23 protein-coding genes and 1 tRNA gene are annotated in these 18,989 nt (G+C 48.9%); 2 read left to right on the top strand and 22 right to left on the bottom strand.

The window, feature by feature from the left end:
• Positions 1 to 46: 46 nt before the first annotated feature.
• The 14 genes from FBF28_04290 to FBF28_04355 all read right to left on the bottom strand — a co-directional run bounded on the left by FBF28_04290 (position 47) and on the right by FBF28_04355 (position 11,607).
• Positions 47 to 2,389 carry a hypothetical protein gene (locus tag FBF28_04290; GenBank protein QJU08745.1) on the bottom strand — a complete coding sequence of 781 codons (2,343 nt, stop codon included), beginning with the start codon at positions 2,387 to 2,389 and terminating at the stop codon, positions 47 to 49.
• Positions 2,386 to 3,048: a hypothetical protein gene (locus tag FBF28_04295; protein ID QJU08746.1), complete on the bottom strand. Its 663-nt coding sequence runs from the start codon at positions 3,046 to 3,048 to the stop codon at positions 2,386 to 2,388. The genes FBF28_04290 and FBF28_04295 overlap by 4 nt, the downstream gene beginning before the upstream one ends.
• Positions 3,033 to 3,776, bottom strand: coding sequence for an anaerobic ribonucleoside-triphosphate reductase activating protein (locus FBF28_04300; GenBank protein ID QJU08747.1), 744 nt, complete (start codon positions 3,774 to 3,776; stop codon positions 3,033 to 3,035). Before FBF28_04300 ends, FBF28_04295 begins: the two co-directional genes overlap by 16 nt.
• Positions 3,724 to 5,859 carry a ribonucleoside triphosphate reductase gene (locus FBF28_04305; GenBank protein QJU08748.1) on the bottom strand — a complete coding sequence of 712 codons (2,136 nt, stop codon included), beginning with the start codon at positions 5,857 to 5,859 and terminating at the stop codon, positions 3,724 to 3,726. Before FBF28_04305 ends, FBF28_04300 begins: the two co-directional genes overlap by 53 nt.
• Before the next feature lie 158 nt (positions 5,860 to 6,017).
• The gene (locus tag FBF28_04310; protein QJU08749.1) at positions 6,018 to 6,557 is read right to left on the bottom strand and encodes a uridine kinase; all 540 of its coding nucleotides are present in this window, start codon (positions 6,555 to 6,557) and stop codon (positions 6,018 to 6,020) included.
• 42 nt (positions 6,558 to 6,599) lie between these two features.
• Positions 6,600 to 7,379 carry a hypothetical protein gene (locus FBF28_04315; GenBank protein ID QJU08750.1) on the bottom strand — a complete coding sequence of 260 codons (780 nt, stop codon included), beginning with the start codon at positions 7,377 to 7,379 and terminating at the stop codon, positions 6,600 to 6,602.
• The gene (locus tag FBF28_04320) at positions 7,376 to 8,305 is read right to left on the bottom strand and encodes an ABC transporter ATP-binding protein (GenBank protein QJU08751.1); all 930 of its coding nucleotides are present in this window, start codon (positions 8,303 to 8,305) and stop codon (positions 7,376 to 7,378) included. Before FBF28_04320 ends, FBF28_04315 begins: the two co-directional genes overlap by 4 nt.
• 93 nt (positions 8,306 to 8,398) lie before the next feature.
• Complete coding sequence (locus tag FBF28_04325) at positions 8,399 to 8,746, bottom strand: sensor histidine kinase (GenBank protein QJU08752.1); 348 nt, start codon at positions 8,744 to 8,746, stop codon at positions 8,399 to 8,401.
• A 12-nt stretch (positions 8,747 to 8,758) separates the two neighbouring features.
• Positions 8,759 to 9,367, bottom strand: coding sequence for a hypothetical protein (locus tag FBF28_04330; protein QJU08753.1), 609 nt, complete (start codon positions 9,365 to 9,367; stop codon positions 8,759 to 8,761).
• Between the two features lie 15 nt (positions 9,368 to 9,382).
• Positions 9,383 to 10,015 carry a response regulator transcription factor gene (locus FBF28_04335; protein QJU08754.1) on the bottom strand — a complete coding sequence of 211 codons (633 nt, stop codon included), beginning with the start codon at positions 10,013 to 10,015 and terminating at the stop codon, positions 9,383 to 9,385.
• Between the two features lie 75 nt (positions 10,016 to 10,090).
• Entirely contained in the window at positions 10,091 to 10,255 is a 165-nt protein-coding gene (locus tag FBF28_04340; GenBank protein QJU08755.1) for a hypothetical protein, read from the bottom strand.
• On the bottom strand, positions 10,248 to 10,430 hold the full coding sequence (locus FBF28_04345; GenBank protein QJU08820.1) for a hypothetical protein: 183 nt from the start codon (positions 10,428 to 10,430) through the stop codon (positions 10,248 to 10,250). The genes FBF28_04340 and FBF28_04345 overlap by 8 nt, the downstream gene beginning before the upstream one ends.
• Positions 10,334 to 11,083: a hypothetical protein gene (locus FBF28_04350; GenBank protein ID QJU08756.1), complete on the bottom strand. Its 750-nt coding sequence runs from the start codon at positions 11,081 to 11,083 to the stop codon at positions 10,334 to 10,336. Before FBF28_04350 ends, FBF28_04345 begins: the two co-directional genes overlap by 97 nt.
• A gap of 149 nt (positions 11,084 to 11,232) precedes the next feature.
• Positions 11,233 to 11,607: an ASCH domain-containing protein gene (locus tag FBF28_04355; protein QJU08757.1), complete on the bottom strand. Its 375-nt coding sequence runs from the start codon at positions 11,605 to 11,607 to the stop codon at positions 11,233 to 11,235.
• Positions 11,608 to 11,996: 389 nt separating this feature from the next.
• On the opposite strand from FBF28_04355, the gene FBF28_04360 reads away from it, so the two are divergent.
• Positions 11,997 to 12,563: a TetR/AcrR family transcriptional regulator gene (locus FBF28_04360; protein ID QJU08758.1), complete on the top strand. Its 567-nt coding sequence runs from the start codon at positions 11,997 to 11,999 to the stop codon at positions 12,561 to 12,563.
• The gene (locus tag FBF28_04365; GenBank protein ID QJU08759.1) at positions 12,560 to 13,333 is read left to right on the top strand and encodes a ferredoxin reductase; all 774 of its coding nucleotides are present in this window, start codon (positions 12,560 to 12,562) and stop codon (positions 13,331 to 13,333) included. Before FBF28_04360 ends, FBF28_04365 begins: the two co-directional genes overlap by 4 nt.
• A 34-nt stretch (positions 13,334 to 13,367) precedes the next feature.
• On the opposite strand, the gene FBF28_04370 is transcribed toward FBF28_04365, so the two are convergent.
• The 8 genes from FBF28_04370 to FBF28_04405 all read right to left on the bottom strand — a co-directional run bounded on the left by FBF28_04370 (position 13,368) and on the right by FBF28_04405 (position 18,949).
• Entirely contained in the window at positions 13,368 to 13,640 is a 273-nt protein-coding gene (locus FBF28_04370; GenBank protein QJU08760.1) for a hypothetical protein, read from the bottom strand.
• Between the two features lie 160 nt (positions 13,641 to 13,800).
• Positions 13,801 to 14,247, bottom strand: coding sequence for a hypothetical protein (locus tag FBF28_04375; GenBank protein QJU08761.1), 447 nt, complete (start codon positions 14,245 to 14,247; stop codon positions 13,801 to 13,803).
• A 19-nt stretch (positions 14,248 to 14,266) separates the two neighbouring features.
• On the bottom strand, positions 14,267 to 16,999 hold the full coding sequence (locus FBF28_04380) for a glycosyltransferase (protein QJU08762.1): 2,733 nt from the start codon (positions 16,997 to 16,999) through the stop codon (positions 14,267 to 14,269).
• A 36-nt stretch (positions 17,000 to 17,035) separates the two neighbouring features.
• Complete coding sequence (locus tag FBF28_04385; protein QJU08763.1) at positions 17,036 to 17,599, bottom strand: TetR/AcrR family transcriptional regulator; 564 nt, start codon at positions 17,597 to 17,599, stop codon at positions 17,036 to 17,038.
• 2 nt (positions 17,600 to 17,601) lie between these two features.
• On the bottom strand, positions 17,602 to 17,979 hold the full coding sequence (locus FBF28_04390; GenBank protein ID QJU08764.1) for a hypothetical protein: 378 nt from the start codon (positions 17,977 to 17,979) through the stop codon (positions 17,602 to 17,604).
• Positions 17,980 to 17,992: 13 nt separating this feature from the next.
• Complete coding sequence (locus FBF28_04395) at positions 17,993 to 18,304, bottom strand: hypothetical protein (protein QJU08765.1); 312 nt, start codon at positions 18,302 to 18,304, stop codon at positions 17,993 to 17,995.
• Positions 18,305 to 18,500: 196 nt separating this feature from the next.
• Positions 18,501 to 18,575, bottom strand: a tRNA-Asn gene (locus FBF28_04400).
• A gap of 41 nt (positions 18,576 to 18,616) precedes the next feature.
• On the bottom strand, positions 18,617 to 18,949 hold the full coding sequence (locus FBF28_04405; protein ID QJU08766.1) for a hypothetical protein: 333 nt from the start codon (positions 18,947 to 18,949) through the stop codon (positions 18,617 to 18,619).
• Positions 18,950 to 18,989: the final 40 nt, after the last annotated feature.

Consider the following 18,989-nt stretch of genomic DNA (forward strand, 5'->3'; position numbering starts at 1 on the left):
ATCTAATTATACTACTTCATTGCTGCTTCTTTAGGCGATGTGTTTACTAAACTTTCACTGACTGTCGGCCGCGCACCACGCACATCGCCACTACAAACATGCCAACCAGCCGCGATACTAATGAGCTGTCGTCTGCACTTGATTGAGTTGTTGTCGTGAATTCTTCCTCCGGATTGAGCTGGCTGTCGTCCGGCCATAGGCCAGGGGATTGACAGCTTTTTACGACCAAAACATTGTCACTCACGGCACTCGTTTCGCTATTATAACCGTAACTGTCAACCGCGCTGTCAACCGCCAAATCATTCTGTTCGTCCACTTCAGATTCTACCGCCTCAGACACTTCAGTAGCAGTAAGTTCTTCTTGCTCTTCAGACAAATCGACGACTGATTCTATGCTGCTAGTATCCATAGTTATAGTTTCAACTTCAGCATCCAGGCGCAACAAATCACTTTTTTCCGATGTTTTTACAGTCATATTGTCACGCTCCTCGCGAGGCATGATGCGCTCCTCTAAAATTTCCACTGCTGGCTCATCCAGCTCGAAATCAGGTATTAGCTCAATAGCCGGCGAGGCAGGAATAACTATCTGCCCCTCTGGCTCATAATCATTGGTGATTTTAGGAACTGATACCGCCTTAGAATTGTCCAATTGCCCCGCGGAATCCATATCAACACCAATCTCGTCGTCTACAGAGAGTTTCAAATCATCGACTTCTTCACGCACCGTAGTTGCCTCCATTGGCAGCGCAATCGTCACCACTTCAGCCGAAGATACTCCCGGCTCTACTACTGGCGCTTGTTGTTCGACAAAAAACACCATATCCTCCTCAGCCCAAGCTTCGTTGTCCTCGCCATATTCAACGATATCTTGAGCTGATAATGACACAATCACCGGCTGATCAGGCTGCTCTTTCGCTGGAATTAATGCGGCCGCATTAACCATCTTTTCAGTAGATGTCTCGTTTGTTTCGTATTCCGCCGACACATTAACGGCGTCCTCTTGCTCCTGATATGGCGACACATTAGATGCGGTTGGAATTACATGCTTGGGCTGTTCGACATCAACGCCATCGGTCGATTCGACAAAATTATTATAATCCGGCGCCGCATCTATACTAATCTCGCTAGGTTGAGCGTCTGTTGATGCTTTCGTGCCAGAATTATCAATTGGTCCCGTGGTCGCAGATTCATCCACCTTTACCGCCTCAAACTGCGCTGCCAAGTGCTGCTGCTCGGAAACTGGCGTAGTACTTTCATCATTTTCTGCTGCTCGGCTCGGCTCAGAATTGGCCGATTCTGACCCTGTTATAACAAAAACTTTTTCTTTTTGGCGTTCAATTGATGGTGTTTTTACGCTTGACGGCGCAGTAGTTTCATCGCCATCATATGTATTTTCCACAACACTAGCAGCAACCTTATCCTCACTAGCCGTAGGGTAAACAGTTTCATTTTCCAGCGGATTGCAACTCTCATCACCAGTTTGAGTATCCTCGCTTACCCCCGGCGATGACGGCACAGTTTTCGTTTGCGTTTGGGTTGGTATGTCTGGAGATTGGAATACCGGCTGCTGGTTTTCTTTGTCTACTGCGTCAGAGATAATAGCAGAAGTCTGCTGTTTTATTTCTATCGACGGACGATTTTCCTCTGTTGGTTCGGTAAACTGTTCCTTGCCAGATGTATTGACAGGCACTTCGCTAGCACTTTCTGGCCGAGATTCCCCGACATCTTTAATATCGTCAGCGATAGTTTCTGGAGCCATTTTTAATCCAAAGAATGGCGCTTCTGCCGCTTCAGTATCCATATCTTCGCCCGAAACTTCGACTGGCTTGCTAGTCGAAGCTTTACTTTCTTGTTCCTGCGGCGTGATCTTCTCAGTTGGCCCATCTGGCTTGTCGGCGCTAGTTTCAACCACTCTTGGACCATCAGCAACTGGCAGTTCCTCACCATCAAAGTCGTCAGGTAAGGGCTGTGCCCAGACAATCTCGCCCGGCGCGTCGTCTTCTCGGAGTAATTGCTCTAGGGTGCTTAGCTGTTCCCCGGATTGAAGTTCAGTATTGCCTGCCATCATTGCGGCTTGACGCTCTTCACAAAATTGTCTGAGACCGCAGCCAATACAAGCAATCGTCCCATACTTTTGACACTGCTCGGGATTGACTGGTGCTGATGTTTCTTTTGATTCGGGTTTGCTGTTTGTAACAGTATTGAGTTCTGCCTCACCGCTGGCCACCGCTACCAAATCAAACTGCTCAACACTATCAGCCACCGTTTCGCCAATGCCAGACGAAAAATCCTCACTGCTAGCACCGTCTCTTAGCGACGAAAATACGTCAAAATTATCACCGTCAATTCCTGTCGGTGATACTTCTGCTGTACTCGTCGCCCCAATCATTGCTCAAAAAATGTCTCCGTTGAAATATGTGATTCATCGACGCCAGCGGCGGTTAGCTTTTGCCAAACATCGCGTACAAATGGCAAGCTGCCACAAACCAGAAAGTGCGCCTCACTCGGCACTTCACTCACAATCTTCGCCACCTCAAACCGCCCGTTATGCCAGCCGTCTCGTTCCTCAACCTGCTGACGAGTACTGAATTTTTTGACCGTAATATTCGACGCTGCTAATTCTTCCGAGAACACCATGTATTCTGGCGATTTTTGACTCAAATAGAGGAAAGTCGGCTGCTTGGCATCCGCCAAAATACTCCAAATCGGGCTGAGGCCGCAACCCGCCGCAATGCCAACCAATGGCCGCTCGGTTTGCGGATTAAAATCGCCATAAGCAGGACTGATTTGCAGCTTGTCGCCAACTTGCCGCGAGCAAAGATAACTCGAAAATTCGCCGCCAACATCCTTGACGGTAATCGACATCAACTCTTCATGTGGCCGCGAAGAAATACTATAAGCCTTACCTTCACGCACCTGACTGCCTTCAATGAACACCGTAATATATTGCCCCGCCATAAAATCAAACGGCCGCACAAAATACAGTGTCGTCACCTCGGGGTTTTCCTGGCGCACCCGCACAATTTCGACAGCTAGTGAATCACGCATTCGTCAACGTACCTTTCCATTATTTTTTGGGCAGCTCTGAATTCTTCGTCGGTAAAGGTGTGGTAATTGGCAAATTTCGGACTAATCGTCGTGCCAGTGCGAAAATGCTGCAAAGCAAAGCGCTTGGCTCCCTTGACCAACTGACCAATCTTTTCAAAATCCGCGACTTCCAGCTGCTCGCGAACGATCGTCGTCCGAAACTCATGGCCAATTCCCGAATCAATCATCAGCCGCACATTCTCCTTGATGGCTTCCAGATCAATCGGCCGCGCCGCAATCTCCACATATTTTTCCAGCGGACCCTTGACATCCATGGCGATGAAATCAATCGTCCCCTCCTCGACCATGCCGCGCACCATATCTGGGTGTGTGCCGTTGGTGTCTAGCTTGACATCAAAACCAAGGCTCTTGATCATCCGACACAACACCGGCAAATCTTCGTTGACCGTCGGCTCGCCGCCAGAAATCACCACACCGTCTAACTTGCCAACACGTGATTTTAGAAAAATCATCGCCTCCTCAACTGGAATGCTCGGCGCCAACCGCTCGGGCAGTACCAGTTCAGGATTATGGCAATAACCGCAGCGCATATTACAGCCCGAGAGAAACAGCGCTGCCGCCACGTGCCCTGGATAATCCACCAGCGACAGCTTCTGAATCCCGCCGATCGCTACCTTAAGCTGGGACAGCGACGGCGTTGGCTCGCTGATGTTCGGCGGCATCGTCATAATGCTCCCTCATGTCAAATTCAGCCTGCTTACCGTTATTCCACTGGGAAACTGGGCGCAAGAAACCAACCACCCGCGAGTACACCTCAGTGCTTTCGCCGCAATTCGGGCAAGCCGGGTGCTCGCCGACGATATAACCGTGATTGGCGCAAATCGAGAAGCTCGGCGTAAAGGTAAAGTACGGCAATTTGTAGTTTTCGCAAATTGTCTTGACCAATTTCTTGAGCGTTTGTGGATCATCCATGCGCTCGCCGAGGAAGAAGTGAATCACCGTGCCGCCCGTGTATTTGGTTTGCAAATTATCCTGCAAATCCATCAACTCGAACAGGTCGTCAGTATAGTTGACCGGCAAGTGGCTGGAATTGGTATAGAACGGATGTTTGACCGCCGCGCCCAATCCATTGGCAAAGTGCGCTCGGTCGGGGAAGCTGGCCTTATCAATCTGTGCCAAGCGGTAGGTCGTGCCCTCGGCTGGCGTCGCCTCCAGGTTATAATTATTGCCCGTTTCTTTCTGGTATTCCACCAGCCGATCGCGCATAAAATCAAGTGTCTTTTCAGCAAAAGCCTTGCCCTTTTCGGTACCAATGTCGACGCCCAGCAAATTCAGCGCTGCCTCATTCGTACCGATCAAGCCAATCGTCGAGAAGTGATTCTTCCAATACTCATTGAAACGCTTTTTGATATCGCGCAGGTAAAACTTGGTGTACGGATACAGGCTGATGTCCGAATCGGTCAGCTTCTCCAGCACCTTACGCTTGGTCTCCAGACTGTCGCGTGCCATGTCCATCAATTCGCCCAGGCCTTTGAAAAACTCTTTCTCGTTCTTTGATTTCAGCGCCAAGCGCGGTAAGTTAATCGTCACTACGCCGATCGAGCCAGTCATCGGATTACTGCCAAACAAGCCGCCGCCGCGATACTCCAGCTGGCGATTATCAATCCGCAGGCGGCAGCACATCGAGCGCGCATCTTCTGGATCCATGTCGGAATTGATGAAGTTTGAGAAGTACGGAATACCATATTTGGCGCTAGCTTCCCAAAGATTTTCAATGACCGGATTATCCCAGTTGAAATCTTTGGTGATGTTGACTGTCGGAATCGGGAAGGTAAAGACCCGGCCGTTGGCGTCGCCCTCAGACAATACCTCCAGCAGCGCCTTATTAAGCATATTCATCTCTTCCTGATAATCGCCGTAGTTAGTATCCTGCATCTCGCCGCCGATGATCACCGGGTTGCCAGCCATGTGCTTCGGGCATTCCAGATCGAGCGTAATGTTGGTAAACGGCGTCTGGAAGCCAACCCGCGTTGGCACATTGACGTTAAAGACAAATTCTTGCAGCGCTTGCTTAACCTCGTCATAACTCAGCTTATCAGCGCGAATGAACGGCGCCAAGAGCGTATCAAAGTCAGAGAATGCCTGAGCACCAGCCGCCTCGCCCTGCAAAGTGTAAAAGAAATTGACCACCTGTCCAAGAGCTGAACGGAAATGCTTAGCCGGTTTGGAGGCAACCTTGTTTTTGACGCCAGTGAAACCTTGGCGCAGTAAATCCATCAGATCCCAACCGACGCAGTAGACACTCAATAGGTTCAGGTCGTGAATATGCAAATCACCCTCTTTGTGCGCCCGGCCGATTTTCGGCGAATAAATCTTATCCAGCCAGTAGGTCTTGGTAATTTCCGCCGAAACGTAATTATTCAGTCCCTGCAAACTATAGCCCATGTTGGAATTTTCTTTGACTTTCCAATCCAAGTTGTTGACGTATTTATCAATCAAATCGACGTGCGCATTGGATGTAATTTCACGCAGTTTTTTATGCTGGTCGCGGTAAATGATGTAGGCCTTGGCGGTTTTCTTAAACTTGGAATCAATCAAAATATCCTCGACGACGTCCTGGATGTCTTCGACACCTGGCAAGCGTTTTTGGTTGCGAGTTTCCAGTACCGCCAACACCTTGTCAGTCAATTTAACGGCCTGTTTGGCGTCAAACTCGCCGGTCTCCAGGCCCGCCTTCTCAATGGCCTTCTCGATTTTTTTGCGGTCAAATTTGACTGTGCGACCGTCGCGTTTTTTGATTGATTTATACATACCCCTCCTTATTCTGGCAACAACAAACCAGCCCCAACCTCCCCGAGGGGCTCGTGTTGCAAAAAACGTTATTTATTTTCTAAAACACCATATCTAGTGCTTAATATAGAATATACACGCGATATATAGCGTTTGTCAACGAAAATACATTGTATTATTTACATATGAGAGGCGGAAGTATTTGTTCCCTCTGGTAACGCCAAAATGTCGCGGTAAATCATATCAACAATTTCTGCCTGAGCCAACTTCTCGCCAATTCGCTGCTCGCCTGGCACGTCCAAAACGTCCTGATCTTTCCACCACTGGCGCATCTCCGATTCGCCAAATTCATGAGCGTTTGGCTTAGTGGCGTGGCGGCGCACCGTTTCCTCAAATGATATGTCAAAATAATAAATCAATTTTTCGCCCTGAAAATCATTCAGCAGCCGATGCAGCATCGCGCCGTATTTTTTACGACTCAAAATACCTTCCAAAATCACCGTATAACCAACGTTATTGCCGTACATGCACAGATCATAAATCAGCTGAATCGCCGGGTTGCTTTCACTGTCTTTCACGCGAAGCATTTCTCGCCGCACCATATCCTGCGACACCAGCATCGTGCCGTAGCCTAGCTGACACTGGAGCAGGCGCGCCGTGCTGGTTTTACCGCAACCAGAATTACCACGAAGAATTATCAGCGGATGAGAGTTCGTCATGTACGCTCCAACAAATCATAGATTATAACGACAGTCTCCGTATTACACCCCCGTGTCTCGCCGACAAAATCCGATCACCGCCACGCCGAGTGCCACCAAACTCACACAAACTAAAACGACCAATTTTCCTAAGTCCAATCCGTCCATCAAAGTACCCGGAATATTGTAATAATGGATCAGCGACCAGACATCGTAGTCTTTCCAACTTTCGATCAGCTTGGCGGTAATTGACAGGGCATACATTCCTAGAAAAATTAGACTACCAACGCCGACAGCCAGCCCGCGCCTACCCGTCACTGCCTGAGTGACAAAGGTGAGGCTACCAAAACTAAGCCCCAAAAACCACAAACTCACACAAGCCCCGGCAACGTGCGTGAGGTTTGGGTGAAAATCAAACAGCGGACCGATGAACGCAATGGTCATACACAGTAGCACGGGAGGAATCACCAACAATCCTGCCATCGCCGCATATTTTTGCAGCACAATCGTCACGCGAGTCCGTCGACTAGCAAGCAACAACTCCAATGTCCCCAAATCTTCTTCCCGGCCAATTACCCCAGCGCCCAAAACAATCGCCGTAATCACCACCCCGACCATCGCCACCAGCGGAAACAGCTCAATACTCAGCCAGCCTTCTGGCGTAGTACCGATCGCCAAATCGCCAACCACTGCTTTCATACCAGCCGGCATCATGTCGATGAACGGACTTAGTTGATCGCTAAATTTATTGAACAGCGCCGAAAACAACACCGCCACAACGCTAATGCCAACACCCAAAAACAGCGGCAACTTGTAATTTTGCCGTACCGTCTGCCACATCATCGCTTTGCCTCCTCGCCTTCATAATACCGCATGAATAATTCTTCCAATTCTAGTTCTGATTCGCGCAGGACTTTTGGTTTATGTTCGGCGATGAATGAAACAAACTCTTCCGCGTCACCTTTGACAGTGAATTCGTATTCGTCGCAGCGGCGTTGAACATCGGTGATGGATGGCAGTTTTCTGGCTGCCACTAGGGACGGTTTTTTAGTAAATACCACAATGTAACGGTGTGTCGACAGGTGTTTCATGGTCGCGATAGGTTCAATAGCAATCAATTTTCCATCGCGAATAAAGCCAGCGCGGTGACAAATTTTTTGCACTTCAGCCAGATCGTGACTACTGACAAACACCGTAGCGCCTTGATCAGAAACTTCGCGCACCAAATCGTAAAATACTTGCTTCATCAGCGGATCCAGCCCGCTAGTCGGCTCGTCCAAAATTAGCAATTTCGGACGGTGCATAAAAGCTTGAATCAGGCCAATCTTCTGACGATTACCCTTGGAAAGTTGACGAATCGGTCGATCCAGCGGCACCTCAAAACGCCCAGCCAATTCATCAACATAGCGCCAATCAACCTTTCGACCCATTTGCGTCAAAAACTTCAGCAATTTCCGACCAGTCATAGTTTCATACAGCGCGATGTCGCCCGCTAGATACCCAACCTGATCATGAAGCGCCGTTCGCTCCTCAACGCTCTGTCCGCCCAGCAACTCTACCCAGCCATCCGTCGGCCTCAAGAAATCCATCACCGACCGAATCGTCGTGCTTTTACCCGCACCATTTGGACCAAGAAACCCAAACACCTCACCTTCACGCAGCTCCAGCGACACATTGTCGACTGCTAGTTTATAACCAAAGCGCTTGGTCAGCCCGTGTAATATCATCGGTGAAGTATCACTCATAACGACTCCTTTTATAGTCATCATTTGCTATAGTTTCAGTATATAACATGGTAGGTGTTTACGCCACCAGACCAAAACGTAACTTTATTTAATTGTAAGCGATTAACTGGTCAGCTATCAGAAATGTAAGCTGAAGGTAGAACCCTGGCCTGGTTCACTCTTGACGCTCAATTGATAGCCATTTTTGTCAGCCACCGCCTTAGCGATAGCCAACCCTAGTCCATAGCCCGAACTGTGCCCACGCGTACGCGCTTCATCACTACGATAAAATCTGTCGAAAATTTTCGCCTGGTCTTTTTTGGCAATGCCAATGCCTTGGTCGACGACTGATAGCGTTTGTCCGTCCAGCCGAATCACTACCGTACTGCCTAGCGCCGAATATTTGATGGCGTTATCGATCAGCGTACCCAAAATTTGCGTCACCGCCGCGACTGCGACCACATGAGTTACTGATGGCACTTGCATATCCAGCACTACTTATTTTTTGTCAGCTACTGGCTGATAGCGATCAACCGTGTCGCGGACAAGTTTCGCCATATCAACCGCCTGTTTTTCAATCTGCTGATTATCGACCTGGGTAAGTTGCAATAAATTGTCCGTCAGCTCACGCAATTTTTCAACCTCGTCAATATTGCGCTGAAACACCGCTCTCGCCTTTTTCTCATCCAGCGTTTTTTTGCGTAGTGCCACTTCGTTGGTGGTCATCAATGCCGTCAGTGGCGTCCGCAGCTCGTGACTAGCATCCGACACAAATTGCACCTGGGCCCGCATTGCCCGCTCAATCGGCGCCAACGTCCGCCGCGCCAATAACAGACTGAGCCAATAGCCAACCAGTAGCATCACCCCGTTCAGTGCCGCCAGTGATATGATCACCGACCCACGCGTCTCGCTGTTGCGCTGCTCCAGACGGCGATTGAATTGACGCTCAATAAGCTCTGGCGGCTGCTGAGTGTGTTCGCCTGGCGGCAGCGGCCGATTCAGTTGCACCGAGGTGATGGCAAAAATAATCACACTAAACAACAGCGACAACGTCATAATCACCGCCAAATAACTCAACGCCAACCGCCTGACACGCCGTCGTTTCATGATTTATCCTCCAGTTTATAACCAAAGCCCGGGACGGTGTGAATCAATTTTGCGCCGCAAAAACATGATGAATAGTTCAACGTTGTTCGGCAAGACATCAGCATCAAAGTCCCACACGTGCGAGATGATCTGCTCTTTGGACAAAACCTTGCCAGCGTTGCGCATCAGATATTCCAAAACGCCATATTCTTTGGCAGTCAGGCTAATTTCCTGATTCGCCCGCGTTACTTTTTTCAAACTCGGATCAAGCGTCAAATCGCCAACCCGCAAAACTTCTTCCAGCTTCTCATTCGGACGACGCAGCAAAGCGCGAAGACGTGCCAACAACACCTCAAAACTAAACGGCTTCGCCAGATAATCATCAGCGCCCATATCCAGACCTTCGACAATATCCCGCTCGGCATCACGCGCTGTCAACATCAAAATCGGCGTCTGATTACCGTCTTTACGTAGCGCCCGACAAACTTCATAGCCATTCATTTCCGGCAGCATCACATCAAGAATAATCACGTCATAGTCATCCGCCGTCGCCGTCCGATACCCCTCGTCGCCATCATAGACTACATCAACCGCATAGGCTCCATCTTCCAAGCCTTCCTTCAGCGACCGGGCAATCGCCACGTCATCTTCTACTAGTAAAATTCTCATTAGCTAACTATCCTCTTTTTCAACTTTAGCACAGACATCTGAAAAATTGCTGAAAGCTCCTCGCTCAAAAGTCGCTTAGTCGTCGCAACGAATGACAATTCTAGTACCATCTCCCGCTACAATCCTACACTTGCCACCGACAGGATACGTGAACTTCGGGTCGGTGTGACCAAAATCGAGATTGACCAACACCGGAATCGTGGGATCAATATTTTTCGAAAGGATGATATCATTAATCATATTCGTCGGTCGCCCGAGATTCAGATTGGAAACGCCCAACCAAAATTGCTTTTACCTGACGAAAAAATGGCTGTTGCATCAACGCCTGCACGTAGCGCTCAAACGTTTCGGGAATTGAATCATAGCTATCGTCTTCAATACACAAAATAATATCGCCTTCAATTTTCGGAAATATTCCGTACCATTCAACAAGTTTAGACTACACAAATTGCCACCAATCATTACTCCTTCAGCCGACCCACTCTGCACGACTCGCGGTCCATTATTTTCCAAAGCTTGGCGCGGCGAAGCTTCGTCATAATTCCACGGAAGATCGTAAAATGTTTCCGATTGCTGAACGACCAATTCTGCCGGCTGATCTGCAAACAAACACCACCGAAAATACTCCAACGAATAATCGGCTTCTGGCGGCAAACCAAAACAATAGAAATTCGGCATCGCATAGGTCACCAACCCAGTTTTTGCCAAAATCGCGTGATTAAGAACGGTAATATCAGAAAAACCACCAAAGATCTTCGGATTGTCTTTAATAATTTGCCAGTCAATTTTACCAAGCAACTGATTGGAATTAAACCCGCCAATCGCCGCCAAAATGCACTTCACATTTTCGTCCATAAATGCTTCCTGTAGATCCTCAACCTTCTCGTCGTCCGTCGGACAGCCTTGCTGATTCCGAGAAAAAGCATTTTTACTAAACGTAACCGTTAGCCCCAGTGACTCTAACGCCGCTTTCGCCCGATCTAAAACTCTTTCGTCAATATCGCTCGCAGAACGCGCCGGCGCAACTACCCTGACTTCATCGCCTGGCTGTAATCTATCTGGTATCATATATTTCCTTTCCTAAAAATTAATCAAGCAAAAAACCTCCCGCAGGAGGCAAAACGCAACAGTAAATACCTCCTGCTTATGCGTGGAGATGGTAATAGATTGAGAGTAAATTCGTCATGGTTTCGGTATATTATAGCCATACTGAAAGATTAAAGCAATGAGCGAACTTCCACTGCTAGCACGCCATAATGTTTTTGGTCAGCAGCAGAATAATATTTGTTGTATTCGGCAGCAGCAGCTTCGGCACTGGTGGCGTGCGGAATAACACGGTGGTAACCCTCGGCCTGCACCATTTCTAAAAAGGAATTGTAGTGGCGGATAGCGATAATCTCCACGCGTGCTTGATCTGGTTCGCCGTCGTGTAGTATTCCTTCGGCATCGCGAACATCGCGGCGCAGGTGAATCTTATCGCCGACTCGGTACTCGGCAAACTTTCCGCGATTCAATCGACCTTCAACCGTCTTCCGCCCGGCGATAATATCGTCGAGTAATTTTGATTCTCGTCCTGAGTGCCAGATTTTCATAATTCCTACAGTGTTGTATCTTTTTTATAGTTTTTCTTAACTTCTAGACAGCAGCAGTGTCATAGTAAAATTATAGCACAGCCTATAAAAGTGTTTCTACTGGGCATGCCTACCAAACTACAATAAAATCTTTAGATTAGGCAAACCTTAAACGGCCATCGCCTGTGCCTCTGGCCAAATTCGCTGCACCAGCCGTTTACCGCGCGTGGTCAGTCGCACCCAGGCGTCACCGTACACCCGGTTGATTGCCATCAGTCCTTGGACATCACGAATCTACCAACAGCCACTCAGCCACTCTTCTATTGACACAATAATCATAATTCGATACGATATGAATGAATATAAAAAATTATTCATTCATATTATTAACATGAAGGAGGTCACCAGCGTTGGATAAAAGACAAGCATTAAAAATAGCTGCCTATGATGTCTTCTCAAAAAAGGGATATAAAGATACCGGTATCTCAGAAATTGCTAAACGTGCTGGGGTAGCAGTCGGTTCTTTCTACAACTACTACGACGGCAAAGAAACTATCTTTCTGGATGTGTACATTGAAGAAAACAATCGCATTCGCCAAGCGATGATGGACGACATTGATTGGCAGCAAGATTTGGTTGAACTCGTGAGGCAGATTTTTGAACAGTCACGTAGCCTCGTTTCGTCCAATAAAATCCTGGTGGAATGGCATAATCCAGCCGTCTCTCGCACACTACGTGGTTATTATTCTTCGGGTAAGGGTAAAGCTACGAATACCTTCCATCAATTTTTGGTCGAGACCTTTACTGGTCGCATGGTAGCAGAAGGATATTCAGAGGAGAATATTCAGGATATTTTACAGGTTTATAATTTGTTTTACTACATGGATATACATATCACTGAAGGCGATTTTCCAGGTATCAGTAGGACGCTGGAAATACTTGCCACTAACTTTGTTAAAGGGATTTTTACATCATGAAAAGGAGTAAAAAAATGGTAATCATCGTTATATCTATTCTTACAGTTATAGGCCTTGCCACTTGGGGTGTCATCGCCTACTTAGGGAGAGGCCAAACGTTATCGGTCAAATCTATCGAAAACCCTAGCGGAGACCTTCATGTCATTCGCCTCGCAAAGCCTGATACTATGACATGGAAGGCAGGCTCTAATGCCAAGATCACGCTACCTAGTACGGCATCGGGTGGCGAAAAGAATGATCATAAGGGCGAACAGACAAGCCGTTGGCTGAGTATCGCCTCTAGTCCTGAGGATAATGAAATTATTATCCTAACCCACAATAGCGGTAGTCCTTATAAAAAAGCTTTGACTAGCCTACCAGCAGGTAGTCAGGTCAAGATGAGTTGGCTGGAATCTTCTTTGTCAGTTACAGACGGTAGCGAGCCGCTGGTTTGCTTCGCCTCTGATGTCGGTATCTCAGCAATGCGACCAATTGTCAGGCAGTGGGCCGGTAAACGTCCTATCATGCTCTATCACCTAGACAAGGGGGTAAAGGTCTTTGACAAGGAACTCTCAGAGCTAGCAAACAAAACAGCCAATATGACTTATGAGACCATTGCTAGCCTTTCTCAAAGCCAAGAACGCTTCAAGCAGGCGATTGATAGATATGGCAACAAGGCTCAATATCTTGTAGCAGGACAGCCCGACGATGTGAAAACGATGAAGAAACTCCTTGGAGACAACGCGATGCATGATAACGTCAAATCAAGTACTTTTCGGGGGTTGAAGTAGTCAATATGACTGCATGGTTGCCGATAGGTAATACTTAGGCAGCTATCGCCTGAGCTTCCGGCCAAATTCGCTGCACCAGCCGTTTGCCACGTGTGGTTAGTCGCACCCAGGCGTCACCATAGGCCTGGTCGATTGCCATCAAACCTTTATGCCGCAAGTCCGCCAGCACATTCATCGCCGTTCGACGCGGCAGGCCCATTTGTACTGCCAGCATGGCCGCATCGTCACCGCCGTCTTCGTAGACTTGCTGGAGTATCAGCGCCTCGTTGGTAGTTAAGTTGATTTCGTTTGCTTGCACCTTGTTCATGATCATCCTTTCTGTTAGTGATGAGTATATGATAGCTAAACAATCTGTAATTTCGCTGTAAGATTTTTTGGGGTGGGTGTTGGTTATTGGTGCGAGAATTACCGCATGAAAAAGCAGCGCCCGAGGAGGCAGACGCTGCTTTTTGCTGATTCACCGCTGGTTAATCGGTCTGCGGCGCGGTGCTGGTGGTTGGCGGCTGTGCTGAGCCAGTCTGTGACGACGGGGTAGTTTGGTTATTTTGCGCTGCGCCGTTACTACTCTGCGTCACTGGCGTTTGGGGGCTTTGACCAGTCTGGTTCTGGCTACCACCAGGTATGCCGCCCGTTTGTCCACCCGGCCTGCCTTGCTGGCTATTCTGGCTTCGGCTCATACCCGGCGGGCCACCAGCCTGATTATTCATGCCACCATTTTGCGAGCCACCGACCTGCATACCGATGACAAAGCTGAGCGCGCAGGCCACGACGCCACCGACCGCCATGCCGGTAATCGCCCCGGCGCTTAACCCATTCTTGCCAGAGTTTGTACCATTCGGGCGCGGTGCGGACGGCTGATCATAGGCCGCTTCTGGCGTGGTGAGCTGTGCTTGTTTGGTTTGTGAAATTGCCATAATTTCTCCTTTCGTTAGTTTACGTTGCGGACAGCTTGTATAGTGTTACATCGCTACCTCCATAATTAACGACGGTGCCAGTCTGTTTGACCCACGCCGTGATTTCATTATTACCGCCGCCTGGGCCACCACCACGACCATGTGAGCTGATGGCGTAATAGTTGACCTTGCCGGCCTTCACTAATTGCTTAAATTGCTCCAGCGTCAGCGGTGTATCGCTACCGTTAAATCCACCGACCGCCATCACCGGCTGGCCGCTGGTCAGCTGAATCGCCGCCGACTCGTTGGCGCTAGCTACTGCTACCAGCCAGGTTGCGCCATGTTGATGCCGCAAAAGATACTGCACCAATTGACTGTCCGCCTGTGATGTTTCATTATTACTACCCTGCATCGCCGTCGAACTCGGCCCGGCCGTCGGGATGCTACCAGTGTGTGCGACGTTGACTGTCGCTAGGGTATAGACCGTCGGAGCGAGCGTGCAGGCAGCTAGGGCAGTGATGATTGCTAAGTTTTGCAGCCACCGCCGCGGTGTGTAAAGGTTGATTAATAATCCAATCATCCCCACAATACCCAATAGCCCAACCGTCCACATCAGCCACGTCATCGTCCCAGCGTAACCGAGGATAATCACCGCAATTATTGCCGTCATACCGACCAGCACCGGCAGGAGCCACGCATATGGTTTGCGCCTGACATAGGCGCCCCACAGAAACGGCAGACTGATACCGACGAGTGCCGCCACCGCTGGCGCCATTACCACTACGTAGTACGGATGAATCACGCCGCTGGTCATGCTGAAAATCACGACGTGAATCAGCAGCCACAGCATCCAGAACATTACTGCTGCCCGACCACGATTCGTCCGGGGTGTTTTGCGTAGAATCCACAGTAATAATCCACCGCCCGCCAGGGCTAGGACTAGCAACCAAGCAATATTTGGCCCAAAATCATTGTTAAAGATCCTGAAAATTCCCGTCTGCCCACCGAAACCCGTACCACCTGGGCCATGTCCGCCACCGGGGCCACCCGGGCCGCCGCCCATGCCGATGCCGTCTGTTGCAGTTTGCGCGGCGATAGTTTGCGACGCTACGTTTGTACCGCTACCCGCCGTGTTCATCGCGGTACCGCCCATGCCACCACTTGGTGGCGTACCACCTGGGCCACCGCCTCCACCACGCCCGCCAAGCAGTCGACCAAAGCCGTTATAGCCAAATATTAAACTCCAAATGTTGTTATCATTGGTGCTGCCCACCCACGGCCGACTACCAGCTGGTGTCAGCCAAACCAACACACTCCACCACAGCGTCGACATCATGGCGATGACGCCGGCAAACATCACGTGTAGAAACCGCGTGACGATCGGCGGCTTGGCAAACACCACATAGACTAGCACCATCGCCGGTAGCACCATCAACCCTTGCAGCATCTTGGTATTAAACGCCAGTCCCGTGAATAACCCCGCCAGACCCAGCCACAACAGTGGTCGTTTACCTTCCAGCGAGCGTAAAAATGCGTAGCCACTGGCAGTCAGCATCAGTGTCAAAATCGCATCAGGATTATTAAAGCCAAACATCAGCGCCGCCACTGGTGTCAGCATCAGCGTTGCTCCAGCAATCACGGCACTGGTGAAACCAAACTGCCGCTTCACCGCCGCATAGACTAGCCACACTGAACCAACGCCCGCTAGCACACTTGGCAGCAACATCGAAAAGCTTGAAAAGCCAAACAACCGCGCGCTCAGCCCCATCACCATCGTCGCCAGTGGAGGCTTATCAACCGATACATAATTGGCCGCGTCCAGACCGCCAAATAACCACGCCGTCCAATCCCGGCTGGCCGCCTGCACCGCCGCTGCATAGTAACTATTCGCCATGCCATTATGGAGCGCGCCAAACAAATACAGCGCACCAGTCAGCGCCAACAGCACCGGTAGTGTCCACTTCTCCAACCATGATCGTTTGTCCAGTTCCCTGTTGACGCGGTACAGTCCTTTCAGATCATCGACAGCCGTTTTCACAATTTTCACGCGGCTATCCGTATCTTCAATCCAGGTGACTGGTTGCTCGTGAATCGGCACACCGGCTCGCTCGGTTTTGATCAGCAATTCGGTGTCAAAAAACCATTCATTGTCTTTGATTTTCGGCAAGAATTTTGCAGCGACATCCCGGCGGATCGCCTTGAAACCACACTGCGCATCGCTAAACTTAGTACCTGACGTCCATTTGATAATATTGTTATAGCACCGCGAGATGAACTCCCGCTTCACACCACGACTGGTTCTAGAATCTTTCATCAGCCGCGAACCAATCGCTACACCAGCTTCGCCCGCCACTAGCGGCTGAATCATCGGCAGAAAATCATCCAAGCTGGTCGACAGATCAACGTCCATATAGGTCAAGATGTCGGCTGGGCTATTCTGCCAGACTTGTTTGAGCGCTCGCCCCCGACCACGCTCCACCAGACTTACTACCCGCACCGATTGGTGCTTTTTTGCTAAGTTATTGGCAATTTCCAGGGTCTTGTCCTGGCTGCCGTTATCCGCGATGGTGATTTGGTAGCGATACGGCAAGTGTTTCGCCATATATTCATCAAGCGTCGTGATACTTTTTTGAAGAATCTTCTCCTCATTCAACACCGGCACGACGATGTCAATGAGCGGACGGGCAATTGCCCGAAACGACGGCTGGTTCTGAGCGGCGAAGTGCCGCGACCGAGCCAGTGGTTGGGATATGGTTGCTGCTTTCGTATTCATGCAAGCAACTATAACCAAGGGGTCTGTAATTTTGCTTTAGGCGTCTATGAACAACTTATCCAGCACCGCCTCGATCAAAAACTGCATCATTTCTGGGCTGACTTTACCCGACGTATCTTTGATGGTCAATACAGTAAATAATTCACTAAGTAATTGATCGGTAGCGACCGGCCTCAACTGACCACTGGCACGCCACTCCGACACTTTTTCAGCAAGAGATTCACCCAGAAAACAACCGGATAGCTTCGACTGAGTTTCTAGATGTGTCCTACGCAATACTTCACCTGGAACTTGGCTATACCATTCGGCAAGGATTTTATTATGCCGGATAGCTTCTATATTCGCCCGAATATATTGCTGTAGAGCAGGCTTAGGATGTGACCAATCGATTGCCGCGACAATTTTCTGCTTTGAACTGGTATTCTCTGTTTCGTATACCGCTTGAAACAGCTCCAGCTTCGACGGATACAGTGCATACACGCTACCGACCGCTATGCCAGCTCGTTTCGCAATATCAGCTATCGATGTTGCTTTATAGCCGTGACGCAAAAATATACACCGTGCTGCCTTGAGTAGTCCAGCCCGACTACTAGTCGCCATAGCTACTTTAATCCTCCGATGACTGGTAGTTTCTGCAAAATTGATCGACCATGCCCCGACTTCACAAACTTATCAGTGGCGTCAGCTCCTGCTCGAACACCGTGATGCTGACCGTTTTTCCATGATTGAATACTCGACAAATCATAAACAACACCATTCACTGCCACATATGGTTTATTATCACCCTGTCCGTTAAACTTGGCTAATTCTTCATATGATATTTTGTTGGTATCAATCAACCGCTGCTCCTCAGTAGTAAAGGTACGCTCTAACTTGCTACGATTATTTGCATCGGAGCTTGCCGGCAACAATTTAATAGCGACATAGCTAATGATAATAACACCAGCAACAATGAGCGATATAAGCAATGGTTTATTCATAATATACCTTTCATTATAACAGTTTTGTGGTTATCCAGGCAGCTAGCCCAAACACGACAACAGCACTGATTAATTTGATCGGCAAATCCATATCCATCCCCCACGTATATACAACCGCCGCCAGCGCAGATAGCCAAACTGCCGTCACCTTACCGTAAGTTGGTATTTCTGATATAACACAAATGCCAATCGTTGCTAGGATGATACCACTAAGTAAAAACGACATAAAGTCACTATTCATTGGGTTAATTGTATGCGTTTCTATAATACCCAGTCCAGCTGTAATAATTCCGATAATGATGAGACAAATTCCTAAAATTGTCATAGTAGTTCCTTTCCATTTTATCTTATTTGAATGAATATTTTTTATATTCATTCAAATTATAGCATACCGTATCTCTATAGGACAATACTTTTAGCATTCGGAGTCCGCCGATCGGAGGAGATTTTTACAGGAACAGTCCTTATGATCTACATATATGATGGCAAAGAAAAAACACCTCCATAGAAGTGTCTCTTCTTGGCTCCGGGGGCGGGGTTCGAACCCGCGGCCTATTGGTTAACAGCCAACCGCTCTACCGCTGAGCTACCCCGGAATACCTGTCGTATTATAGCGAGTTTTATGGCGGTTGTAAAGTTACCGGCGGACGATTGCCAGGGCTTTTTTCAAGATTGCTGCCTCCAGGCGTGATTTCTCATCATCCACCGCTTCCCGCTGCTTAATCTCCTTCACCAAGTTTTGCCACCACGCCTCTTTTTCCGACAGGCACAGCGCCAGTGACCGCACCTCACCATCACGCTTATCGAGCATGCCGGCTGCCACCAAATTATCGACATGCTTGGCCACCGTTGAGACCGACTTATACCCCAGCGCCCGCATAATTTCCCGTAGCGTCGGGCTATAGCCATTGCCCTTGATAAATCCATCGATGAAATCCAGCAGTATTTTTTGCTTTTTCGTTGGTTGCATGCTTTTAGTATAACCCGCCCGAGTTATTTGCGCTATACTA

The organism is Candidatus Saccharibacteria bacterium oral taxon 488, from assembly GCA_013099195.1.
Classification (GTDB): domain Bacteria; phylum Patescibacteriota; class Saccharimonadia; order Saccharimonadales; family Saccharimonadaceae; genus Nanosynbacter.